The organism is Rhodococcus sp. MSC1_016 (assembly GCF_023667485.2).
GTDB classification, from domain to species: domain Bacteria; phylum Actinomycetota; class Actinomycetes; order Mycobacteriales; family Mycobacteriaceae; genus Rhodococcus_F; species Rhodococcus_F oxybenzonivorans.
The window spans coordinates 5,439,576-5,456,069 of the sequence record NZ_JAMOZI020000001.1 but is presented as its reverse complement, the minus strand read 5'-3'; the positions used below and the strand labels follow the sequence as shown (position 1 = coordinate 5,456,069).

15 protein-coding genes are annotated in these 16,494 nt (G+C 64.4%); 3 read left to right on the top strand and 12 right to left on the bottom strand.

Annotated features, from left to right (window positions below):
* Positions 1 to 47: 47 nt before the first annotated feature.
* The 12 genes from L1080_RS25465 to L1080_RS25410 form a co-directional block, all read right to left on the bottom strand.
* Entirely contained in the window at positions 48 to 1,322 is a 1,275-nt protein-coding gene (locus L1080_RS25465) for a lipase family protein (RefSeq protein WP_250775147.1), read from the bottom strand.
* Positions 1,323 to 1,552: 230 nt separating this feature from the next.
* Positions 1,553 to 2,011 carry an ester cyclase gene (locus tag L1080_RS25460; RefSeq protein ID WP_159918551.1) on the bottom strand — a complete coding sequence of 153 codons (459 nt, stop codon included), beginning with the start codon at positions 2,009 to 2,011 and terminating at the stop codon, positions 1,553 to 1,555.
* A gap of 110 nt (positions 2,012 to 2,121) precedes the next feature.
* The gene (locus L1080_RS25455) at positions 2,122 to 3,225 is read right to left on the bottom strand and encodes an NAD(P)-dependent alcohol dehydrogenase (RefSeq protein WP_159918552.1); all 1,104 of its coding nucleotides are present in this window, start codon (positions 3,223 to 3,225) and stop codon (positions 2,122 to 2,124) included.
* Positions 3,222 to 4,748, bottom strand: coding sequence for an aldehyde dehydrogenase family protein (locus L1080_RS25450; RefSeq protein ID WP_159918553.1), 1,527 nt, complete (start codon positions 4,746 to 4,748; stop codon positions 3,222 to 3,224). The genes L1080_RS25455 and L1080_RS25450 overlap by 4 nt, the downstream gene beginning before the upstream one ends.
* Before the next feature lie 31 nt (positions 4,749 to 4,779).
* Positions 4,780 to 5,184 (bottom strand): SCP2 sterol-binding domain-containing protein, encoded by a 405-nt coding sequence (locus L1080_RS25445; protein WP_159918554.1) that lies wholly within the window; start codon positions 5,182 to 5,184, stop codon positions 4,780 to 4,782.
* A gap of 51 nt (positions 5,185 to 5,235) precedes the next feature.
* Entirely contained in the window at positions 5,236 to 6,789 is a 1,554-nt protein-coding gene (locus tag L1080_RS25440) for a long-chain-fatty-acid--CoA ligase (RefSeq protein WP_250775145.1), read from the bottom strand.
* A 499-nt stretch (positions 6,790 to 7,288) separates the two neighbouring features.
* Complete coding sequence (locus L1080_RS25435) at positions 7,289 to 7,990, bottom strand: TetR/AcrR family transcriptional regulator (RefSeq protein WP_250775143.1); 702 nt, start codon at positions 7,988 to 7,990, stop codon at positions 7,289 to 7,291.
* Positions 7,991 to 8,084: 94 nt separating this feature from the next.
* Complete coding sequence (locus tag L1080_RS25430; RefSeq protein WP_250775141.1) at positions 8,085 to 8,468, bottom strand: Zn-ribbon domain-containing OB-fold protein; 384 nt, start codon at positions 8,466 to 8,468, stop codon at positions 8,085 to 8,087.
* Positions 8,469 to 8,493: 25 nt separating this feature from the next.
* Positions 8,494 to 9,657 carry a thiolase family protein gene (locus L1080_RS25425; RefSeq protein ID WP_250775139.1) on the bottom strand — a complete coding sequence of 388 codons (1,164 nt, stop codon included), beginning with the start codon at positions 9,655 to 9,657 and terminating at the stop codon, positions 8,494 to 8,496.
* A 38-nt stretch (positions 9,658 to 9,695) separates the two neighbouring features.
* Positions 9,696 to 10,928, bottom strand: coding sequence for an NAD(P)/FAD-dependent oxidoreductase (locus L1080_RS25420; RefSeq protein WP_250775137.1), 1,233 nt, complete (start codon positions 10,926 to 10,928; stop codon positions 9,696 to 9,698).
* Positions 10,929 to 10,932: 4 nt separating this feature from the next.
* The gene (locus L1080_RS25415) at positions 10,933 to 11,127 is read right to left on the bottom strand and encodes a ferredoxin (RefSeq protein WP_105423174.1); all 195 of its coding nucleotides are present in this window, start codon (positions 11,125 to 11,127) and stop codon (positions 10,933 to 10,935) included.
* The gene (locus L1080_RS25410; RefSeq protein ID WP_250775127.1) at positions 11,124 to 12,356 is read right to left on the bottom strand and encodes a cytochrome P450; all 1,233 of its coding nucleotides are present in this window, start codon (positions 12,354 to 12,356) and stop codon (positions 11,124 to 11,126) included. Before L1080_RS25410 ends, L1080_RS25415 begins: the two co-directional genes overlap by 4 nt.
* A 180-nt stretch (positions 12,357 to 12,536) precedes the next feature.
* On the opposite strand from L1080_RS25410, the gene L1080_RS25405 reads away from it, so the two are divergent.
* From L1080_RS25405 to L1080_RS25395, 3 genes are all read left to right on the top strand, one after another.
* Complete coding sequence (locus tag L1080_RS25405) at positions 12,537 to 14,192, top strand: fatty acid--CoA ligase (protein WP_250775120.1); 1,656 nt, start codon at positions 12,537 to 12,539, stop codon at positions 14,190 to 14,192.
* Between the two features lie 70 nt (positions 14,193 to 14,262).
* Positions 14,263 to 15,294 carry an LLM class F420-dependent oxidoreductase gene (locus tag L1080_RS25400; protein ID WP_250775118.1) on the top strand — a complete coding sequence of 344 codons (1,032 nt, stop codon included), beginning with the start codon at positions 14,263 to 14,265 and terminating at the stop codon, positions 15,292 to 15,294.
* 82 nt (positions 15,295 to 15,376) lie between these two features.
* Positions 15,377 to 16,474: an NAD(P)-dependent alcohol dehydrogenase gene (locus L1080_RS25395; RefSeq protein WP_250775116.1), complete on the top strand. Its 1,098-nt coding sequence runs from the start codon at positions 15,377 to 15,379 to the stop codon at positions 16,472 to 16,474.
* Positions 16,475 to 16,494 lie beyond the last annotated feature (20 nt).

The window sequence follows — 16,494 nt, the reverse complement described above, 5'->3', positions numbered from 1 at the left end:
TTCGTGACGTAGGTCGTTCAGCGCCGCTAGCCGAATCGGCCAGCGTGTCAATGGTTGAACCGGTCGATGAGCCATTGCACAGCGGTCGGATTGTCGAGGAGAAGCCCGGCCCCATGCCCCGCGACCCCGAGCTGCGGTAGCAGCGGAGGCGTGTCGAGGTGTGCCACGGTTACGTCGGCGCCCGCCCCACGCCAGGCGTTCTCCAAGCCGTAGGTGTCCGCGGCGGGGGTGACGTCGTCGTTGACGTTCTGAGCGAGGAGAACGGGATCAGCGGGGGCTGGTGTCCCCAGATTGAAACTGTCGAGAACGGCCCGGATCGCGGGATTGGCTTGCAGTTCGTCGATGATGGGTCGGCCGCTGACCGTCAACGAACTGGTGGGCTGATAGGCATGGAGTAGGGCGTTCACGTTGCATTCGGTTGCGGTGCGGTGCAGGAAATCGATCCCGTCGGAGTTCAGCATCGTGATGACGGCGTCCGTGAATTCCGGGTGGCTGGCCAGCAGACCGTTGAGGAAGAACCCGATTACATCGGTGAGCGCTTTACCGTCGACGTTCGACAGGGTAGAGGCGACGTTCGCGGGCGGTGCGCCGACAACGGTGCCCGCGAGGTTGAGATCGGGAGCGTAGCTGCGGGCGAGTTGGGCGGCGCCACCGGCTGCCGAGCCGCCTTGTGAGTATCCCCAAATTCCCACCGGCGCCTGCGGTGTCGCCACGCCGAAGCGAATGGCGGCGCGTGTTGCGTCAAGCACGGCGTGCGCTTCGGGTACCGGTTGCAGGTACGTGTGTGCGCCCGGGGTACCGAGCCCCTCATAGTCGGTGACCACGACAGTGATGCCGCGTGCCAGCAGCGACACGACGTCGAGAATGTATAAGTTGGGCATCGGTGTTCCGGCACCATCGGTAGTGATGCCGTCGGCGATCAATTTCGAGGGGGCGCAATTGTCGCCCGCGCCGATGGTGCCGAACGTATAGCTGACGAGGGGGCGTGGCCCGGACCCCGACCACGCCGCGGTCGGCTCCAGAATCGTTCCGGTGACCGCGACCGGCGCGCCAACGGTGTCGGAGGAGAGATACATGATTCGGGTGGCGGACGCGGCCGGTACCAGGACCGCCAATGGCGAACCACCCAGCGGGCGGAAGGGTTCGCTGCGGATCAGATCCCCACTGTTACCGGCGGGCAACGGATTCGGTGGAAGATAGAAATCCGCTGCGGTTGCAGCGTTTAGTGGTTCGGCCACCACTTGTCCAGCCGACCCGAACATGGCCACCGCAGCGAGCGTGACTGCCACGGCGGTCACGGCGCGAAAACGACGACGATTCATCCGAACCCTCCTAGGGGTATTGGTGATGCGGATCACAACTCTGGCATGGCTCGATACGGACCGAAACCCCCGAATGGGGGGTGCGGAGAACATCTGCTGCAGGCGATGCGCCGCGGCTCCAGGCATGCCGTGAAGTCAACGTTCTCTGGTAGCTCGGAGACGAGTTGGCAACGCAGCATGAGCATTCCGCGGCGTTCGCAGCTACCGAGCAATGTTCGCATCGATCCGGGTTACCCGACGTGATTCTTGGCCACATCTGAATCCAGTGCTGACATTTGGGTGAGGAAGTCGTGGTGGTCGTAGTACACGGTGTAGTTCTTCACCCGGCCTTCGGCGAGTGTCCAGAATTCTCCCAGGGTGATGTCGAGGGACCGCCCCGTCGGTGGAATGCTCGAGCCGTCCGGCAGCGGGAGGTCTTCCGTGTGCGTCCCGGTCACGTGCAGTTCGAAGGCGATCTCGTTGCCATCGACCACGACGCGGCGTGGTCGATGGCGAAGATCGGGAAAGGTCGCGAAGAACCCGGCCATCCAGAGGCAGACATAGGGGGCACCGACCTGGGTGAATCCTGGAGCGACAATCTCGCATTCGGGGTCGAGCATTGATTCGACCCGGTCGAAATCGTGCGCGTCGACGCACGCGAAGAAATTGTGTATGAAATCGGCAGTGACAGCGGTGGTGTCGATAGACATCGAGTCAGATCCTTCTTTGTTGAACACGGTGATGTGTTGATGGATGGGGTTCACAGACGGGAGGGACACTCTCGCCACGACGATCGAACATGTTTCCCGGTTTCCAGCGCTCAGTCGAACACGATCACCGGTTTTATTACGGAACCCGCGGCGGCTGCCGCGAGCGCCTCGTTGATTTCCGGCAGTGTGTAGGTCTCGATCAGTTTGTCGAAGGGGAACTGTCCGTTCTTCCACAGGTCGACCAACTGTGGGATGAACTGGTGGGGGTCGACGTCGCCTTCGATGACCCCGGTGAGTGTGCGACCGAGTAGAAGATGGCCTTGGTCGATCACGATGTCGTTTTCGAGGCCTTGTAGTCCGAGGGTGGCGCAGATGCCTGGGGATCGCAGCACTGCCAGCGCCTGTTGCACGACGGACTCGAGCCCTACGGCGTCGACGCTGAAATCGACACCGTTGGCGCTGATGTCGGTGACCGCCCACGCGAGGTCGTCGATCGCATTGGGGTCGAGGGTGTGGGTGGCGCCGAGCTCGGTCGCCAAATTCAGACGTTCCGGGTTCGGATCGATCGCGATGATGGGTGTGCAGCCGAGCGCTTTGGCCGCCATGAGAGCGCTGAGCCCGACCGCGCCGAGACCGAACACCGCAATGCTCTGCCCGGGTTTTGGCCGCAGGACACTCATTACGGTGCCGGCCCCGGTCTGCAAGCTGCAGCCGAGCGGCCCCAGCAGGTGTAGGGGCAAGGATTCGTCGACCTTGACGGCGTTGCGTACGCTCGCGACGGCATGGGTTCCGAACGAGGATTGGCCGAACCAGTTGCCGTGGACCGGTTCGCCGTCACGGCTCATCGTGGTCGAGCCGTCCAGGCGTGTGCCGAAGTAGTTCAGCGCCGCGAACAACTCACAGTAGGCCGGCCGCCCCGAGGTGCATTGAGTGCATGTTCGGCAGGAGTCGAAACTGACCACGACGTGGTCTCCGGGTACGAGGGTCGTCACCTCGGCCCCGACCTCTTCGACGATCCCGGATGCTTCGTGTCCGACCACCGCAGGCAAGGGCAGGGGAACACCACCGCGCAGAGCGGTGAGGTCCGTGTGACAGATCCCGACGCCGGCGACGCGGATCCGAATCTCGTCCTCGGCGAGCGGTCCGATCTGCACGTCGACAACCGTGAGCTTCTCGTCCGGCGCCTCGAACAGCGCGACACGTGCGTGGCTCATCGGTCCACCGCCGTCGGGACCGCGGGCAGGACGAGGTCGTACACCTTGCGGTCGAGGGACCGCGAGAGGTCGACGTGGACGAACTTCTCCTCGGTGTACTCGTCGAGCGCGTGAGGCCCGAGTTCGCGGCCGTTCCCGCTCTGTTTGTAACCGCCGAAGGGGTAGAGAACGTTGACCATATGCCAGTCGTTGATCCAGACGGTGCCCGACTCGATTCGCGCCGCGACGTCGAGTGCCGCTTCGAGGTCTTCGCTCCACACCCCGGCCGACAATCCGTACTCGGAGTCGTTGGCGATCGCGACGGCTTCGTCGACGGTGCGGTACTTCAGAACCGACAGGACGGGACCGAAGATCTCCTCACGGGCGATGCGCATGTCGGGTGTGACGTCTGTGAAGATCGTCGGGCGCACCCAGTGCCCTTGCTCGAATTGCGTTCCGGTGGGGGGTTCGCCGCCGAACGCGAGGGTTGCGCCCTCCTTCTGGCCGATTTCGATGTAGTCGAGGATCCGTGCGTGTTGCTCGGCGGAGATGATCGGGCCGATGTCGGTGTCGAACTCCGACGGGTCGCCGACCTTGATGGTCGCCGCCCGCTGAACCAGGCGGTCGACGACTTCGTCGTGCAGGCTCTCGGGCAGCAGCAACCGGGTTCCCGATTCGCATGCCTGACCGGCGTAGAGGAAGCAGGCGAAGAGTGCCCCGTCGACCGCGGAGTCGATATCGGCGTCGGCGAGCACGATGTTCGGTCCCTTGCCGCCGAGTTCGAGGGTGACCTTCTTGATGTTCTCCGCGGCGAGCTTGCTGACCTCCCTGCCGACCGCCGTCGACCCGGTGAAGGCGATTTTGCGTACGTCCGGGTGTGCGGCGAGGCGGGCACCGACCTCTTCGCCGGCACCGGTGACGATGTTGAGCACGCCTTTCGGCAGCCCGGCTCGTTCTGCGGACTTGGCCAGTTCGAGCAAGGTAAGGGGCGTCTTTTCATCGGGCTTGAGCACGATGGTGTTGCCGGCCGCCAGGGCAGGACCGAGTTTCCACACAGCAAGCAGCAGCGGGAAGTTCCACGGCACGATGCCGCCGACCACACCGATCGGTTCACGGCGCACGATCCCGGATGCCAGTGTGGGGTAGGACAATTGCGGTCCTGACCGCTCGAATTCGTAGGTGCGGGCCAAGTCGGCGAAGTACTGCAGGTGCGAGATCGAATACCCGACGTGGAAGGCCATTGCCTGGCGGACGGTGACGCCGTTCTCCTTGACGTGCAGAGCGACCAGGTCCTCCATGCGCTCGGACAGGTCGGCGACAATTGCCGACAAGATGTCGGCGCGTTCGTCCGGCGTCTTCGAGCGCCACTCGCCCCGGGCGTGGGCGGCTTTGGCGGCGGCGACCGCCTGGTCGAGGTCCTCGACGGAGCCTCGGGCGACGGTGGCGACCAGTTCGCCGTTCGCGGGGTCGATGATGTCGAACGTGCGGGCGGTATCGACCCAATGACCGTCGATGAACTGGGTGTAGTGCGGTATGGCTGTCATGGTTGGGTTGTCCTTGCTCGAGGCCGGGTGATCAGCTGTGCTGGGCGTCTTTCTCGGCGACCAGGTTCTTGTAGATCGGGAACAGCGGCTTGGAGATCGGAATCAGCTTGAGGATCTTCGACACCGGGCCCTTGGCCTTGACCTGGCCCTTGGCCAACCCCACCGCCACGTTGTACTCACCGCGCCAGAACTTGTTGCCGTTGTCGGCGGACATCGCCAACCGGACATCCGGGATGAGGTCGTTTTCGCCTTCGATCACCTCGATGCCTTCTGGCTTCAGTGCGACGGTGAGCGACGAATCGGGGTTGGTGTAGTCGAGTCGGAGGATGAGGTCGGCGTCCTTGAGCGCCGGGCCGGCGGTCGGTTCGTCGTTGGCTGCGCGGAAGACTCCACCCAGGTAGCGGTAGACCTCGGTGGCGTCGGTGAAGTAGCTCATGGTGTTATCCCTTTCGGATGGGGTGGTGGTGGGTGCTGCAAGGATTGGCAGTCAGACCGATCGGCTGCGGCCCGCCCAATGGGGTGCGCGCAGTTCGCGTTTGAGGATCTTTCCTGTCGCGTTGCGCGGCAGGCTCGGAACGATGTCGATGGTGCGGGGTCGCTTGTAACCGGCTAGATGAGCGGCGCAGAAGTCGAGCAGTTTGTTTTCGTCGATGTCGGCGCCGCTGTTCGCGACCACGACCGCGTGGACTACTTCCCCCCACTTGTCGTCGGGAACGCCGAAGACGGCGACTTCCGCGACGTCGGGGAATTCACTCACCACACGTTCCACCTCGGCGGGGTAGATGTTCTCACCGCCGGAGATGATGACGTCCTTGACCCGGTCTTCGACGTAGTAGAACCCATCGGAGTCCCGTCGGCCGGCGTCGCCGGTCTTGAACCACTCGCCATCGAAACTGGCGGTGGTGTCCGCCTCGCGCTGCCAGTATCCCGCCATCACCTGCGGTCCGCGGATCTGAAATTCCCCGACCTCGCCGGCGGGCACCTCGTCCCCGCTGACTGGGTCCACCACCCGGACCTCGGCACCCTCGATTGGCTGGCCTGCTGAGCGGAGGCGCTCGGGCCGGGCGGGATCGCGGTGGGCCTGCGGCCCGAGTACGCAGAACACTCCAGAGGCTTCGGTCATCCCGTAGACCTGGTAGAAGTCGACATCGAAGGTGCTCATCGCCTCTCGCAGGAGGGGTTCGGGCATGGGTGATCCGCCGTATCCGAGGCAGCGCAGCGAGGGGAAGTCCCGTGCGGACACACCCGGAACCTGCAGGAAGAACCGGATGACGGCGGGGACGAAGAACGCGTGGGTGACCGAGTGGCGGGTGATCTGATCCAGAACCATCGGGGGAACGACCTCGCGTACGAGGACCGTCTCCGCGCCCTGCGCCATCGCGGCCAGTGCCCAGCTCGTGCCGCCCACATGAAACAGCGGCATGGCCACCATGTTCACGCTGTCTCGGGCGAAGCCGAAAGCCGCGCTGGCCGCAATGCTGTGCGCGCCCACGGAGCGGTGCGTCAGCATGGCACCCTTTGGGTACCCGGTGGTGCCGGAGGTGTAGAGCTGCAGGAAGCAATCCTCCGGATGGGCTGAATGAGCGATGTGGCGTGGCGGCGCCTTGTCGAGCCACGCCTCGTATTCGTCCGCCTCACCACCGAGGACGATGATGGTGCGCACATGGTCGAGGTTCGGCTTGATCGTCTCGACGACATCGACGAATTCGGCGCCGAGGATCAGCAGTTCGGCCTGGCTGTCGTTGATGACGTAGGTCAATTCGGACGGTGCGAGGCGGTAGTTCAGTACCGCGTTGGCCGTTCCGGCCAAGGCGCACGCCAGTGTCGTCTCGATGCTGGCCGGGTGATTCTTGTCCAGGAACGCGACCCGGTCACCCGGTGCCAGCCCGAGTGCGGACTGCGCTGCGGCGTTACGCCGCACACGGTCCGACAATTGTTGCCATGTCCACGACTCGTCCCCGAATCGCAGGGCGACTCGGGTGGGATCCTGCGATACCCAGTAGGTGATCGGGTCGAAGACATGGTGGATGGGTGAAGCCATCAGGCACCTCTCGAGGGAAGTTGTTCAGTCCGTTTCGTCCGACTCAACTAGTGACCGTACGCACGGTCAGTAAAGCAGAAGCGTGACGTACAGCACAAGGGGTCACCGAAGAAGTTGGGCGAAAAATCCGAATATGGAGAGCTCTCCCCACCGGGGCTACCCAGTCGGGTGCTGTGCCGAGTGCCCAGTGGGGACACGTATCGGAAGGAATGTGACTTCTATTTGAATAATTATTGCTGCGCAATAAGATTCGGCTGGCGTGCGCGCTGAGCGCCGGGTCGAATCGGCACGCATATGCGCGGACGCCTGACTGCTCATGGCCCTGGTATACAGCGACCCGACCCGGCGTAGAAGTACCGCGTGGCCGGAGAGGGTCTCTACACGGATGGGCCCAGCACCGAGTGGTGACCGATGCTCCTTTTCCCACTACGTGCCTGGCGGGCGTGGTCCACCGTCGTCGTGGCGCGAGCGTTGGTCTCGCCGCGACGCGGTGAAGTGGTCAGGATGCGGCGAGCCCGCTGCCGGATTCGGCGGACGCTTCGAGCAGGCACTGCCGCGCGGTCTGGGCAGCCAGGCCCTTCGGATTCGCCAACGCCGGCAGCGCTGTGCGACGGACCAGGAGGCTGCCCAGCACGAGATCGACCAGTGCTGCCCCGACCTCTTCGGCGGATTCGTCACCGCTCGGGTCGAACCAGGTGTAGGCCCATTGCGCGGATCCGAACATCAGCAGTGACTGAATCCGCAGATCCGTTTTTCGAAGCCGTCCCGAGGTGATTCCGGCTTCGATCACGTCACGCACCAGCTGGATGTATTCGGCGCGTAGTTCGAGTCCCTCGGTGTCGATATCGAGCGCTGCCAGGCGCATGACCTCGCGCTGGAACGCGATGGTGGCGTCGCGGTCGTGCTCTTGGTAAAGGATGAACGCGAACAGCAGTCCTGCGAGTTGCTGCTCGGGATGGTCGAGTTTGCTGATCAGCAACTTCGCTTCGGTGAGGCGGCGGCGCATGTAGGACGTGTGCAGGGCGGCGAGCAGGCGATCCTTGGTGCCGTAATGATGGACGATCGTGCCCTTGGAGATCGACAACTCATTGGCGATGTCGCTCAGGTTCGTCCCGTCGTAGCCGAACTGCGCGACGTTGTGCGTGAAGACCTCGAGGATCTCGTTGGCTTTTCCGGCCAGCCGGGTACCGGCCTTTGCCATCGCGCTACCTCCACCTCGTTCACGGTCCTGATTGTGCAGTCAGTCTAAGCGCTGCGTGATCAGTCGTGGATCCGGCGCACCGTCGATGTGATGGTCAGGTGGCGAGAACGAACGTGGGAATCGCTTCACCGTCGGCAAATTCGGTGATGCGCAACCGCACCGGTGCGCATACCGGGACGTCGGACGCGGTGGCGACGTCGAGGATGCGGCTGGCAATCCACGGTCCTTCTCGGAGCTCGACCAGCGCAAGGACGGTGGGCTCGGGCACACTCGCGTGGTCGACGACTGCGGACACCACCACCCCGTCACCAGTGGAGCCGACCCACGTGAGCTCGTCGCTGTGGCACGAGCTGCAGCTGAGGGTGTCGGGTCGGCCGATATGCCGGCAACGGGTGCATGACCGCAAGATCAACCTGCCCTCCCGGAGGGCATCGAAGTACGGTGCCGAGGTCTCGTCCCGGACGGCGGGAAATGTCATCGTGTTCCTTCTCCGTTGCTGGTGTTCACGCCGAGCTCGTGGCGAGAACCAGGGTGCCGTGGTGGTCGAGAATGCCGCCGTTGCCGCTGACGATGGCGGTGGCGTGCTCACGGACCTGCCGTCGGCCCCCTTCTCCTCGCAGTTGCGTGAGGGCTTCCATCAACGGGGTCATGCCCCACAGATAGAAAGACGACAGTTGCCCGCCGCCGGTGTTGGTGGGCAGGGTGCCGCCGGGGGCGAGTGCCCCGCTGGCGGCTAGTTCCCCGGCTTCGCCCTTACCGCAGAATCCGTAGTCCTCGAGCGTCACCAGGAGGGTGTAGGTGTAGCAGTCGTAGATTTCCCGCAGATCAATGTCGTCGACGGTCATTCCGGCCATCTTCAACGCCGCCGGCCCGGATATGGCGGCGCCGGTCACGAGGCCGAAATCGCTGTCACGTTCGAGGACGTATCCCGGGTGGGCTTGGCCCCACCCGCGGACGTACACCGGGGTATTCGGTAGATCCCGTGCCCGCTCCGGGGTGGTCACCACGACTGCGGCACCACCGTTGGAGACGAGGCAGCAGTCGAGCAGATGTAGCGGTTCGACCACCCATCGAGACTGGTGGTACTCGTCCAGGGTCAACGGTGCTCGCATCTGGGCCACCGGATTGTCGAGTGCCCACGCCCGCTGAGACACCGCCACGGCGCCGAGGTGGGAGGAGGTGAGTCCGTAGCGGTCCATGTAGCGGCGAGCCGCCAGAGCGTAGCGGTGATTGACGCTGGTGAACCCGGCTGCGGTCTCCGCGCTGCGGAACCCCGTCGCAGTCAGGGAGCTTGCCCGGTAAGCGTGCGCTCCGCCGGTGTCCTGCTTCTTGGGGTCGTCGGCGAAAACGCACACCACTACCTCCGCTTCGCCGGACAGCACCGCCTTCGAGGCCTGGGCGATCATGATGGCGGCCGAGGCGCCGAATGCATTGATCTCGCTGAGCAGCCGCAGATTTTCGAGCCCCAGGGTGCGGGCGAGGGTCAGGTTGAGATCGGTTCCCGTGCGGGCGTTGACGAGGAGCCCGTCGATGTCGCCGAGGGACAGTCCGGCATCGGCGACAGCCAGCCGGACCGCCTCCGCGGCGAAACCACGCGCGGTCTTCCCGTACACCTTGCCCACCTCGGTGAGCCCGTATCCGACGATGGTGGCGTTGCGCTCTGGCATGGCCCTCTTTTCTGCAGTGTGTCGGGGTGGGCCTTGTGTCAGCGGCCCGCGTCGAGCGTCGCGTCCTTGGGCTGGCGGGTGCGCGCGTAGTCGAGCGCCTGCTCCCAGCTCGCGCTTTTGGCGATCAGGGCACGATATTTCATGATGTGGGACTGGTGGTCGAGGGCAAGTGCGCCCACGACCCGGTCGCCGCGCCGGTAGAGCGCCACGAACTGTCCGTCGTCGAGATGTCCGGTGACAACGCGTATTTCGTCGGCCTCGGGCACTCCCACGAACTGAATGCGGGTGTCGTACCAGTCGGACCAGAAATAGGGCACGCTGCGGTACGGCTTCGCGGCTCGTGGGTCGAGTGCGTTGCGGACGGCGAGTGCTCCCTGCTCGGCGGCACTGGTCCAGTGCTCGAGCCGCATGGATGCCTCGAAGAGTGGGTTGTGCCAGCGGGCGACGTCCCCGGCGGCGTAAACCCCCGGCAGCGTGGTCGCCATGGTTTCGTCGCAGACGACACCGCGGTCGAGAGTGATGCCCGAGGTCTCGAGCCACTCGGTGGCGGGGTCCGCACCGACGCCGACCACGACCAGATCGGCCTCGAGTGTTGATCCGTCCGACAATTGCACGGCCTCGACATGTCCGTTGCCGAGAACTTCCTCGACCCCGACGCCGCAGCGCAGGTCCACTCCGTTGCGTCGGTGAAGGTCCGCGCAGGCACGGCCCATGTCCGTACCGATCGCGCGCACCAGGGGAACCGGCAGCGACTCCACCACGGTGACGTTCAGGCCTCGTTTGCGTGCCCCCGAGGCAACCTCGGAGCCGATGAATCCGGCACCGACGACCACTGTGCGGGCCCGGTTGTCGAGGGCGGCGCGGACGGTGACCGCGTCGTCGAGTGTGCGTAACGTGACGACACCGGTCATGGCGGCCGTTCCCGGCAGCATCCGCGCCGACGATCCGGTCGCGATGACGGCGATGTCGTAGGGCAGTGAGCCGTGCGAGGTGTGGATTGTCTTCTCGTCCGGGTCGAGGTGGGTGGCGGTGGTGCCGAGACGCAGGTCGATTCCGGCGTCGTCGAGGGTGCTGCGGGCACGGAAGGTGGTGTCCGGAGGGGTTGGTCCAGGGTCGAGGTACGCCTTCGACAACGGGGGGCGGTCGTAGGGCAGGTGTTCCTCGGCGCCGACGAGGGTCACCGTTCCGGTGAATCCCGCCTTGCGGGCTGCCTCGGCGGCACGCAGACCCGCCAACGACGCCCCGACCACCACGAGATTCTGCTCGGGCATGGTCTCAGTCCTCGACAAGGGTGAGTGCCTCGGTCGGGCACCCTTCGATGGCGGCACGGACATCGTCGATGTCGCTGTCATCGGTGTGCTCGCGCAGCACCAGCAATTGACCGGCATCGTCGATTTCGAAGTAGTCCGGGGCGAGGGATTCGCAGATTCCGAGGCCGGTGCATTTGGTGCGGTCGACGCAGAGCTTCATGACGTGGCCTTTCCGAGGTGAATGGGAAGCTTTTTGATCCCGTTGATGAAGTTCGACCGGAAACGGTCCGGCGGCCCGGTGACCTGCCAGTGCGGGAATCGCGTGAACAGGGTTTCGAGCAGCACCTTCGCTTCGAGGCGCGCGAGGCTGTTACCCAGGCAGAAGTGGGTGCCGGCGCCGAAGGCAAGGTGATTGGCGGCACCCCGATCGATGCGGAACGTGTCCGGGTCGTCGAATTGTGCTTCGTCCCGGTTGGCCGAGACGTAGAACATGACCACCTTTTGTCCCTCGTGCAGCTGTTTGCCGCCGAGTTCGGTCGGTCGGGTCACCGTGCGCCGGAATTGCATGACGGGGGAGTGGAATCGCAGCACTTCTTCGATGGCGTTCGGCAGCAGCGCCGGGTCGGTGGCCAGCTTGCTGCGCTCGCCCGGGTGCTCACTCAGCGTGAGGACGAAGCCGGTCAGCAGGTTGCGCGTCGTTTCGTTTCCAGCGATGACCAGTAATTGGAAGAAGCGGTTGAGCTCTTCGGTCGACAGCCGGGCACCATCGACTTCCGCATTGACGATCCGTGACCACACATCGGAGCCGGGTTCGGCGCGCTTGGCCTTGGTGTGTGCGTTGGAATACTTGAACATTTCGATGAACGCAGAGAGGAAAGCCTCGCGCCCTCCATAGGAGGGGTCGTCGAGTCCGACCATCCGATTGGTCCAGTCGTAAAGCAGGTGCCGATCTTCCGACGGCACCCCGAGAACGTCGGCCAGGACCCGAAGCGGCATCTCTGCGGAAATGTGTTCGACGAGATCGATCTCGGTGTCGTCGGGCAACGCATCAACGATGGCGCGGGCGTGATCAGCGATGCTGTCGAACATCCCGCGCACCATCTTCGGGGTGAACACCTTGCTGACGATCGACCGCATCTGCGAGTGGTCCGGGGGGTCGAGGTTGAGCATCATCTGCTGCAGGGCCGCGAGATCCTGAGGGCGTTGATCACGCAGGAACGACGTGCCCTTGTGTGAGGAGAAAATGTCCGGGTTCTTCGAGACGGTCATCACGTCGTCGTAGCGGGTGACTGCCCAGAAACCGGGGCCGCCGGCGAAACCCCCACCGGCCGGCTCTTCGATCCACGCCACCGGCTCGTGGCGACGGAGGTCGGCGAAGACCTCGTGAGGAACTCCGTGAATGTACGCGTCGGGGCTTCCGAGATCGGTGTGCAGGGCCGATAACGTCATGGCGTTTCCTTCGGGGCAGGGAGGAAGGGATGGACGAGCAGGAATCAGTACTTGACTGACCGTACGTACGGTCTATGGTAGGGAGCAGCTGTCCGTGGGTCAAGACCGGCTTCGGCTCCGCAATTCGGCCGACGGCGCAGCGGAACGACCCTGAATCCTCACAGCCAGGACGGACCTGCCATGCACAGCACCATGCAAGATGTCGACCTTCTCGTGTCGGATTTGTTCCTGCACGGCCTTCGCACCCACCCCGACAGTTCGGTTCTGCACTATCAGGGCGGCGAGGTGCTGCGTCTGTCTTTCCGCGAATTCGGTTCCAAGGTCACCGCTCTCGCGGCAGGTCTGCGCCGGCTCGGCGTGTCCGGGGACGATGTGGTTGCCACGTTGTGCTGGAACAGCCCGGCGCATCTGGCTGCCTATTTCGCAGTACCGGGAATGGGGGCGGTGTTACACACACTGAATCTGCGACTGCACGATGATCAGATCGTCTACATCGCCAATCACGCCGAGGACAAGGTGATCCTCGTCGATGCCGACCTGGTGCCCCAGCTGCAGCGGATCATCGACCGCCTCCCCACCGTGGAGCACGTGATCATCGCCGGCGACGCGGACCTGACCGTTCCCGCCGGTGTGCAACTGCACCATCTCGACGACGTGCTGGATACCGAGACCGACTTCGAGTGGCCGCGCCTACCCGAACGCAGCGCCGCCGCGCTCTGCTACACCACCGGTACGACCGGCGACCCGAAGGGAGTGGCCTACAGCCACCGGTCCATCTATTTGCACAGCCTGCAAATCTCCACCGGAAGCGCCTTCGGTTTCTCCGACGCCGACCGGGTTCTGCCGATCGTGCCGATGTTCCACGCCAACGCCTGGGGCTGGCCGCACGCCGCCTGGACGAGCGGGGCCGACATCATCCTCAACGACCGGTTTCTTCAGATCAACCACCTTGCCCGCATCATCACCGACCTCGCGCCCACCGCCGCCGCCGCCGTGCCGACACTGTGGACCGGTCTCGACGAGTACGCCCGCACCCAGGCGGTCGACTTCACCGGCCTACGTCTGGCCGTATCCGGTGGCTCCCCTCTCTCGGCCGCACTGGTGCGGAGCATGGCCACCCACCACGGCGTCCGGTTGACGCAGGGATGGGGGATGACCGAGACCAGCCCACTCCTGACGTTCTCCCGGCCACCCCACAACACACCCGACGCCGACCTGGCGCACTGGGCGAGCCTGACAGGGCGCATCGTCCCCGGAGTGCAGGCGCGCATCGTCGGCGAATCCGGCGACGAACTGCCTTGGGATGGCCGGTCCGTCGGCGAAGTACAGCTGCGGGGCGCCACCATCGCGGGCACCTATTTTCGCGCCGCAGCACCGGACAAGTTCGACGACGGATGGCTGCGCACCGGTGACCTCGGAGTCCTGCACGACGGTGGGTGGATCCAGCTCAAGGACCGGCTCAAGGACGGCATCAAGAGCGGCGGAGAATGGATCTCCACGGTCGAACTCGAGAACGCCCTGCTCGAGCACGAAGCCGTCATCGAGGTTGCTGTGATTGGCGTACCTGATCCGAAATGGGAGGAACGCCCGTTCGTGTGCGTCACCGTGAAGCCCGGAGCGGCAGTCACTGCACTCGAGTTGCTCGCGTTCCTCGACGGCAAGGTCGCCCGTTGGTGGCTTCCTGAACGGTGGAGCTTCGTCGACACCCTCCCCAAGACCAGTGTCGGCAAGCTCGACAAGAAGGACCTGCGCCGCCGCTACGACGCCGACGAATTGGCGGTCGACGACCTCCGGACCACCCGGACGGGTGACAGCGTGCTTCCCCCGTCTCGGTAGACGCGACGACCGGATTCACATACCTCGACAACGAACCACACCCATAACGACGAAGTAGGGACAGCAAACGATGAAACTGGGATTTCACCTGGGCTATTGGTCTTCCGCCCCCTCGGACGACGAGCGAGCGGCATTCTCTCTTGCGGAGAGTCTCGGCTACGACTCGGTCTGGACTGCCGAGACATACGGATCTGATTGCTTAACTCCCTTGGCGTGGTACGGCGCCTCAACCAGTACCGTGAAGTTGGGCACCAACATTCTGCAGATGTCGGCGCGAACCCCAGCGGCGACCGCCATGGCGGCGATGACATTGGACCACCTGTCTCGAGGCCGCTTCATCCTGGGTCTCGGCGTCTCGGGGCCACAGGTCGTCGAGGGATGGTACGGGCAGCCGTATCCTCGACCACTCGCTCGCACAAGGGAATACGTCGAACTTGTTCGAAAGTTCGTGCGACGAGACCAACCCGTAAGTAACAACGATGGTGCGTTCTACCAACTCCCGCTGCAAGGTGGCTCCGGCCTCGGAAAGCCACTCCGGTCGATGCTTCACCCCCTTCGTCCCGAGATCCCGATCTATCTCGGCGCCGAGGGGCCCAAGAACATCGCACTCGCCGCGGAGATAGCCGACGGGTGGCTGCCGATCTTCTACTCGCCCCGAATGGACGACTTCTATCGAGGAGCCCTCGAGGAAGGCTTCTCGAAACCCGGGGCCCGTCGATCTCTCGACGATTTCGACATCGCCGCCACGGTCCCCATTGTCATCGACGACGACATCGAGAAGGCAGCCGACGCGATCCGGCCCAACATTGCGCTCTACGTGGGTGGAATGGGCGCGAAGGAGGCCAACTTTCACAATCAAGTGTTTGTGCGCATGGGTTACGAAGCGGAATGCGCACGCATTCAGCGTCTCTACCTGGAGGGGCGCAAATCCGAAGCAATAGCGTCGGTGCCCCTGGCCATGGTCGAGGATGTCGCGCTCGTCGGATCACGAGACAAGATCAAAGAAGACCTCGTTCGATGGGAGAAGACGGCGGTCACAACGCTGCTGCTTCAGGGCCTCGGTTATTCCTCGATCGAGGCGGTAGCGGAACTTCTCGCGTGAATGGGCGAAGAGCAAGTTATCGGCCGTACAGGCGGTCGGCAGTACGTTTCTCGCTACCGCACCGAACAGAGGGAGCTTTCTGATGCGCATCGAAGCCGCAGTGCTGCGCCACCACGACGCACCGTTCCAGATCGAAACGGTGGAGTTGGCCGACCCGACGGGTGGCCAACTGCGGGTCCGCATCGCCGGTGTCGGGTTCTGTCACACCGACGTCCTGCCCAGGGACCCATCGTTTCTGGCTCAGCCGCCGATCGTGGTGGGCCACGAGGGAGCCGGAGTCGTCGAAGAAGTCGGTGCCGGCGTATCCGGAATCGCGGTCGGCGACCATGTTTTGTTGTCGTTCGATTCCTGTGGGCTGTGTGAGAACTGCGCGGGTGGTCACCCGGCGTATTGCTTCGGGTTCTTCGCGCGCAACCTGTCCGGCCGCGGCACCGAGGGTCCCGGCCCGCTCACCGACCTGAGCGGCAACGCCATTGCATCACGGTGGTTCGGACAGTCCTCTCTGGCCACCCACGCGGTCGTCAGTGCTCGGAACGTCGTAGTTGTCGACAAGGATCTGCCCCTGCATCTGCTGGGTCCGCTCGGCTGCGGAATTCAGACTGGTGCCGGCTCCGTGCTGATCGCCTTGAAAGTCGGTACGGGAGACACGTTCGCCGTGTTCGGTGCCGGAGCGGTGGGTCTGTCGGCGATCATGGCCGCGCGGGTCGCCGGTGCCTCCCGGATCATCGCCGTCGACTTGCACGCGAGTCGCCTGAATCTCGCCCTCGAACTCGGTGCGACGGACGTGATCGAGGGGTCCGCTGACGATATCGCGCGACAGATCCGGAAGCTGACCGGGGGCGGAGCGCATGCCGCCCTCGACACCACCGGGGTTCCGCAGGTGATCGCATCGGCGATCGACAGCCTCCGGCCCACGGGGACGGTCGGACTCGTCGGCGCCGCAACCCGCGAACTGGTCCTCGCCCCGGCCGCGCTGGCGGCCGGGAAGAACATCATGGGAATCCTCGAAGGCGACGCTGTCCCGCAGTTGCTGTTGCCCCGCCTGATCGAACTCTGGCGTCAAGGCCGGTTTCCGTTCGACCGACTGATCCGCACCTACCCTCTCGCCGAGATCTCAGTCGCCGAGGCGGACGCCGCCAGCGGCGACACCATCAAACCGGTTCTTCTCCCGCATCCCTGACCGCGCACCACGACGACCGA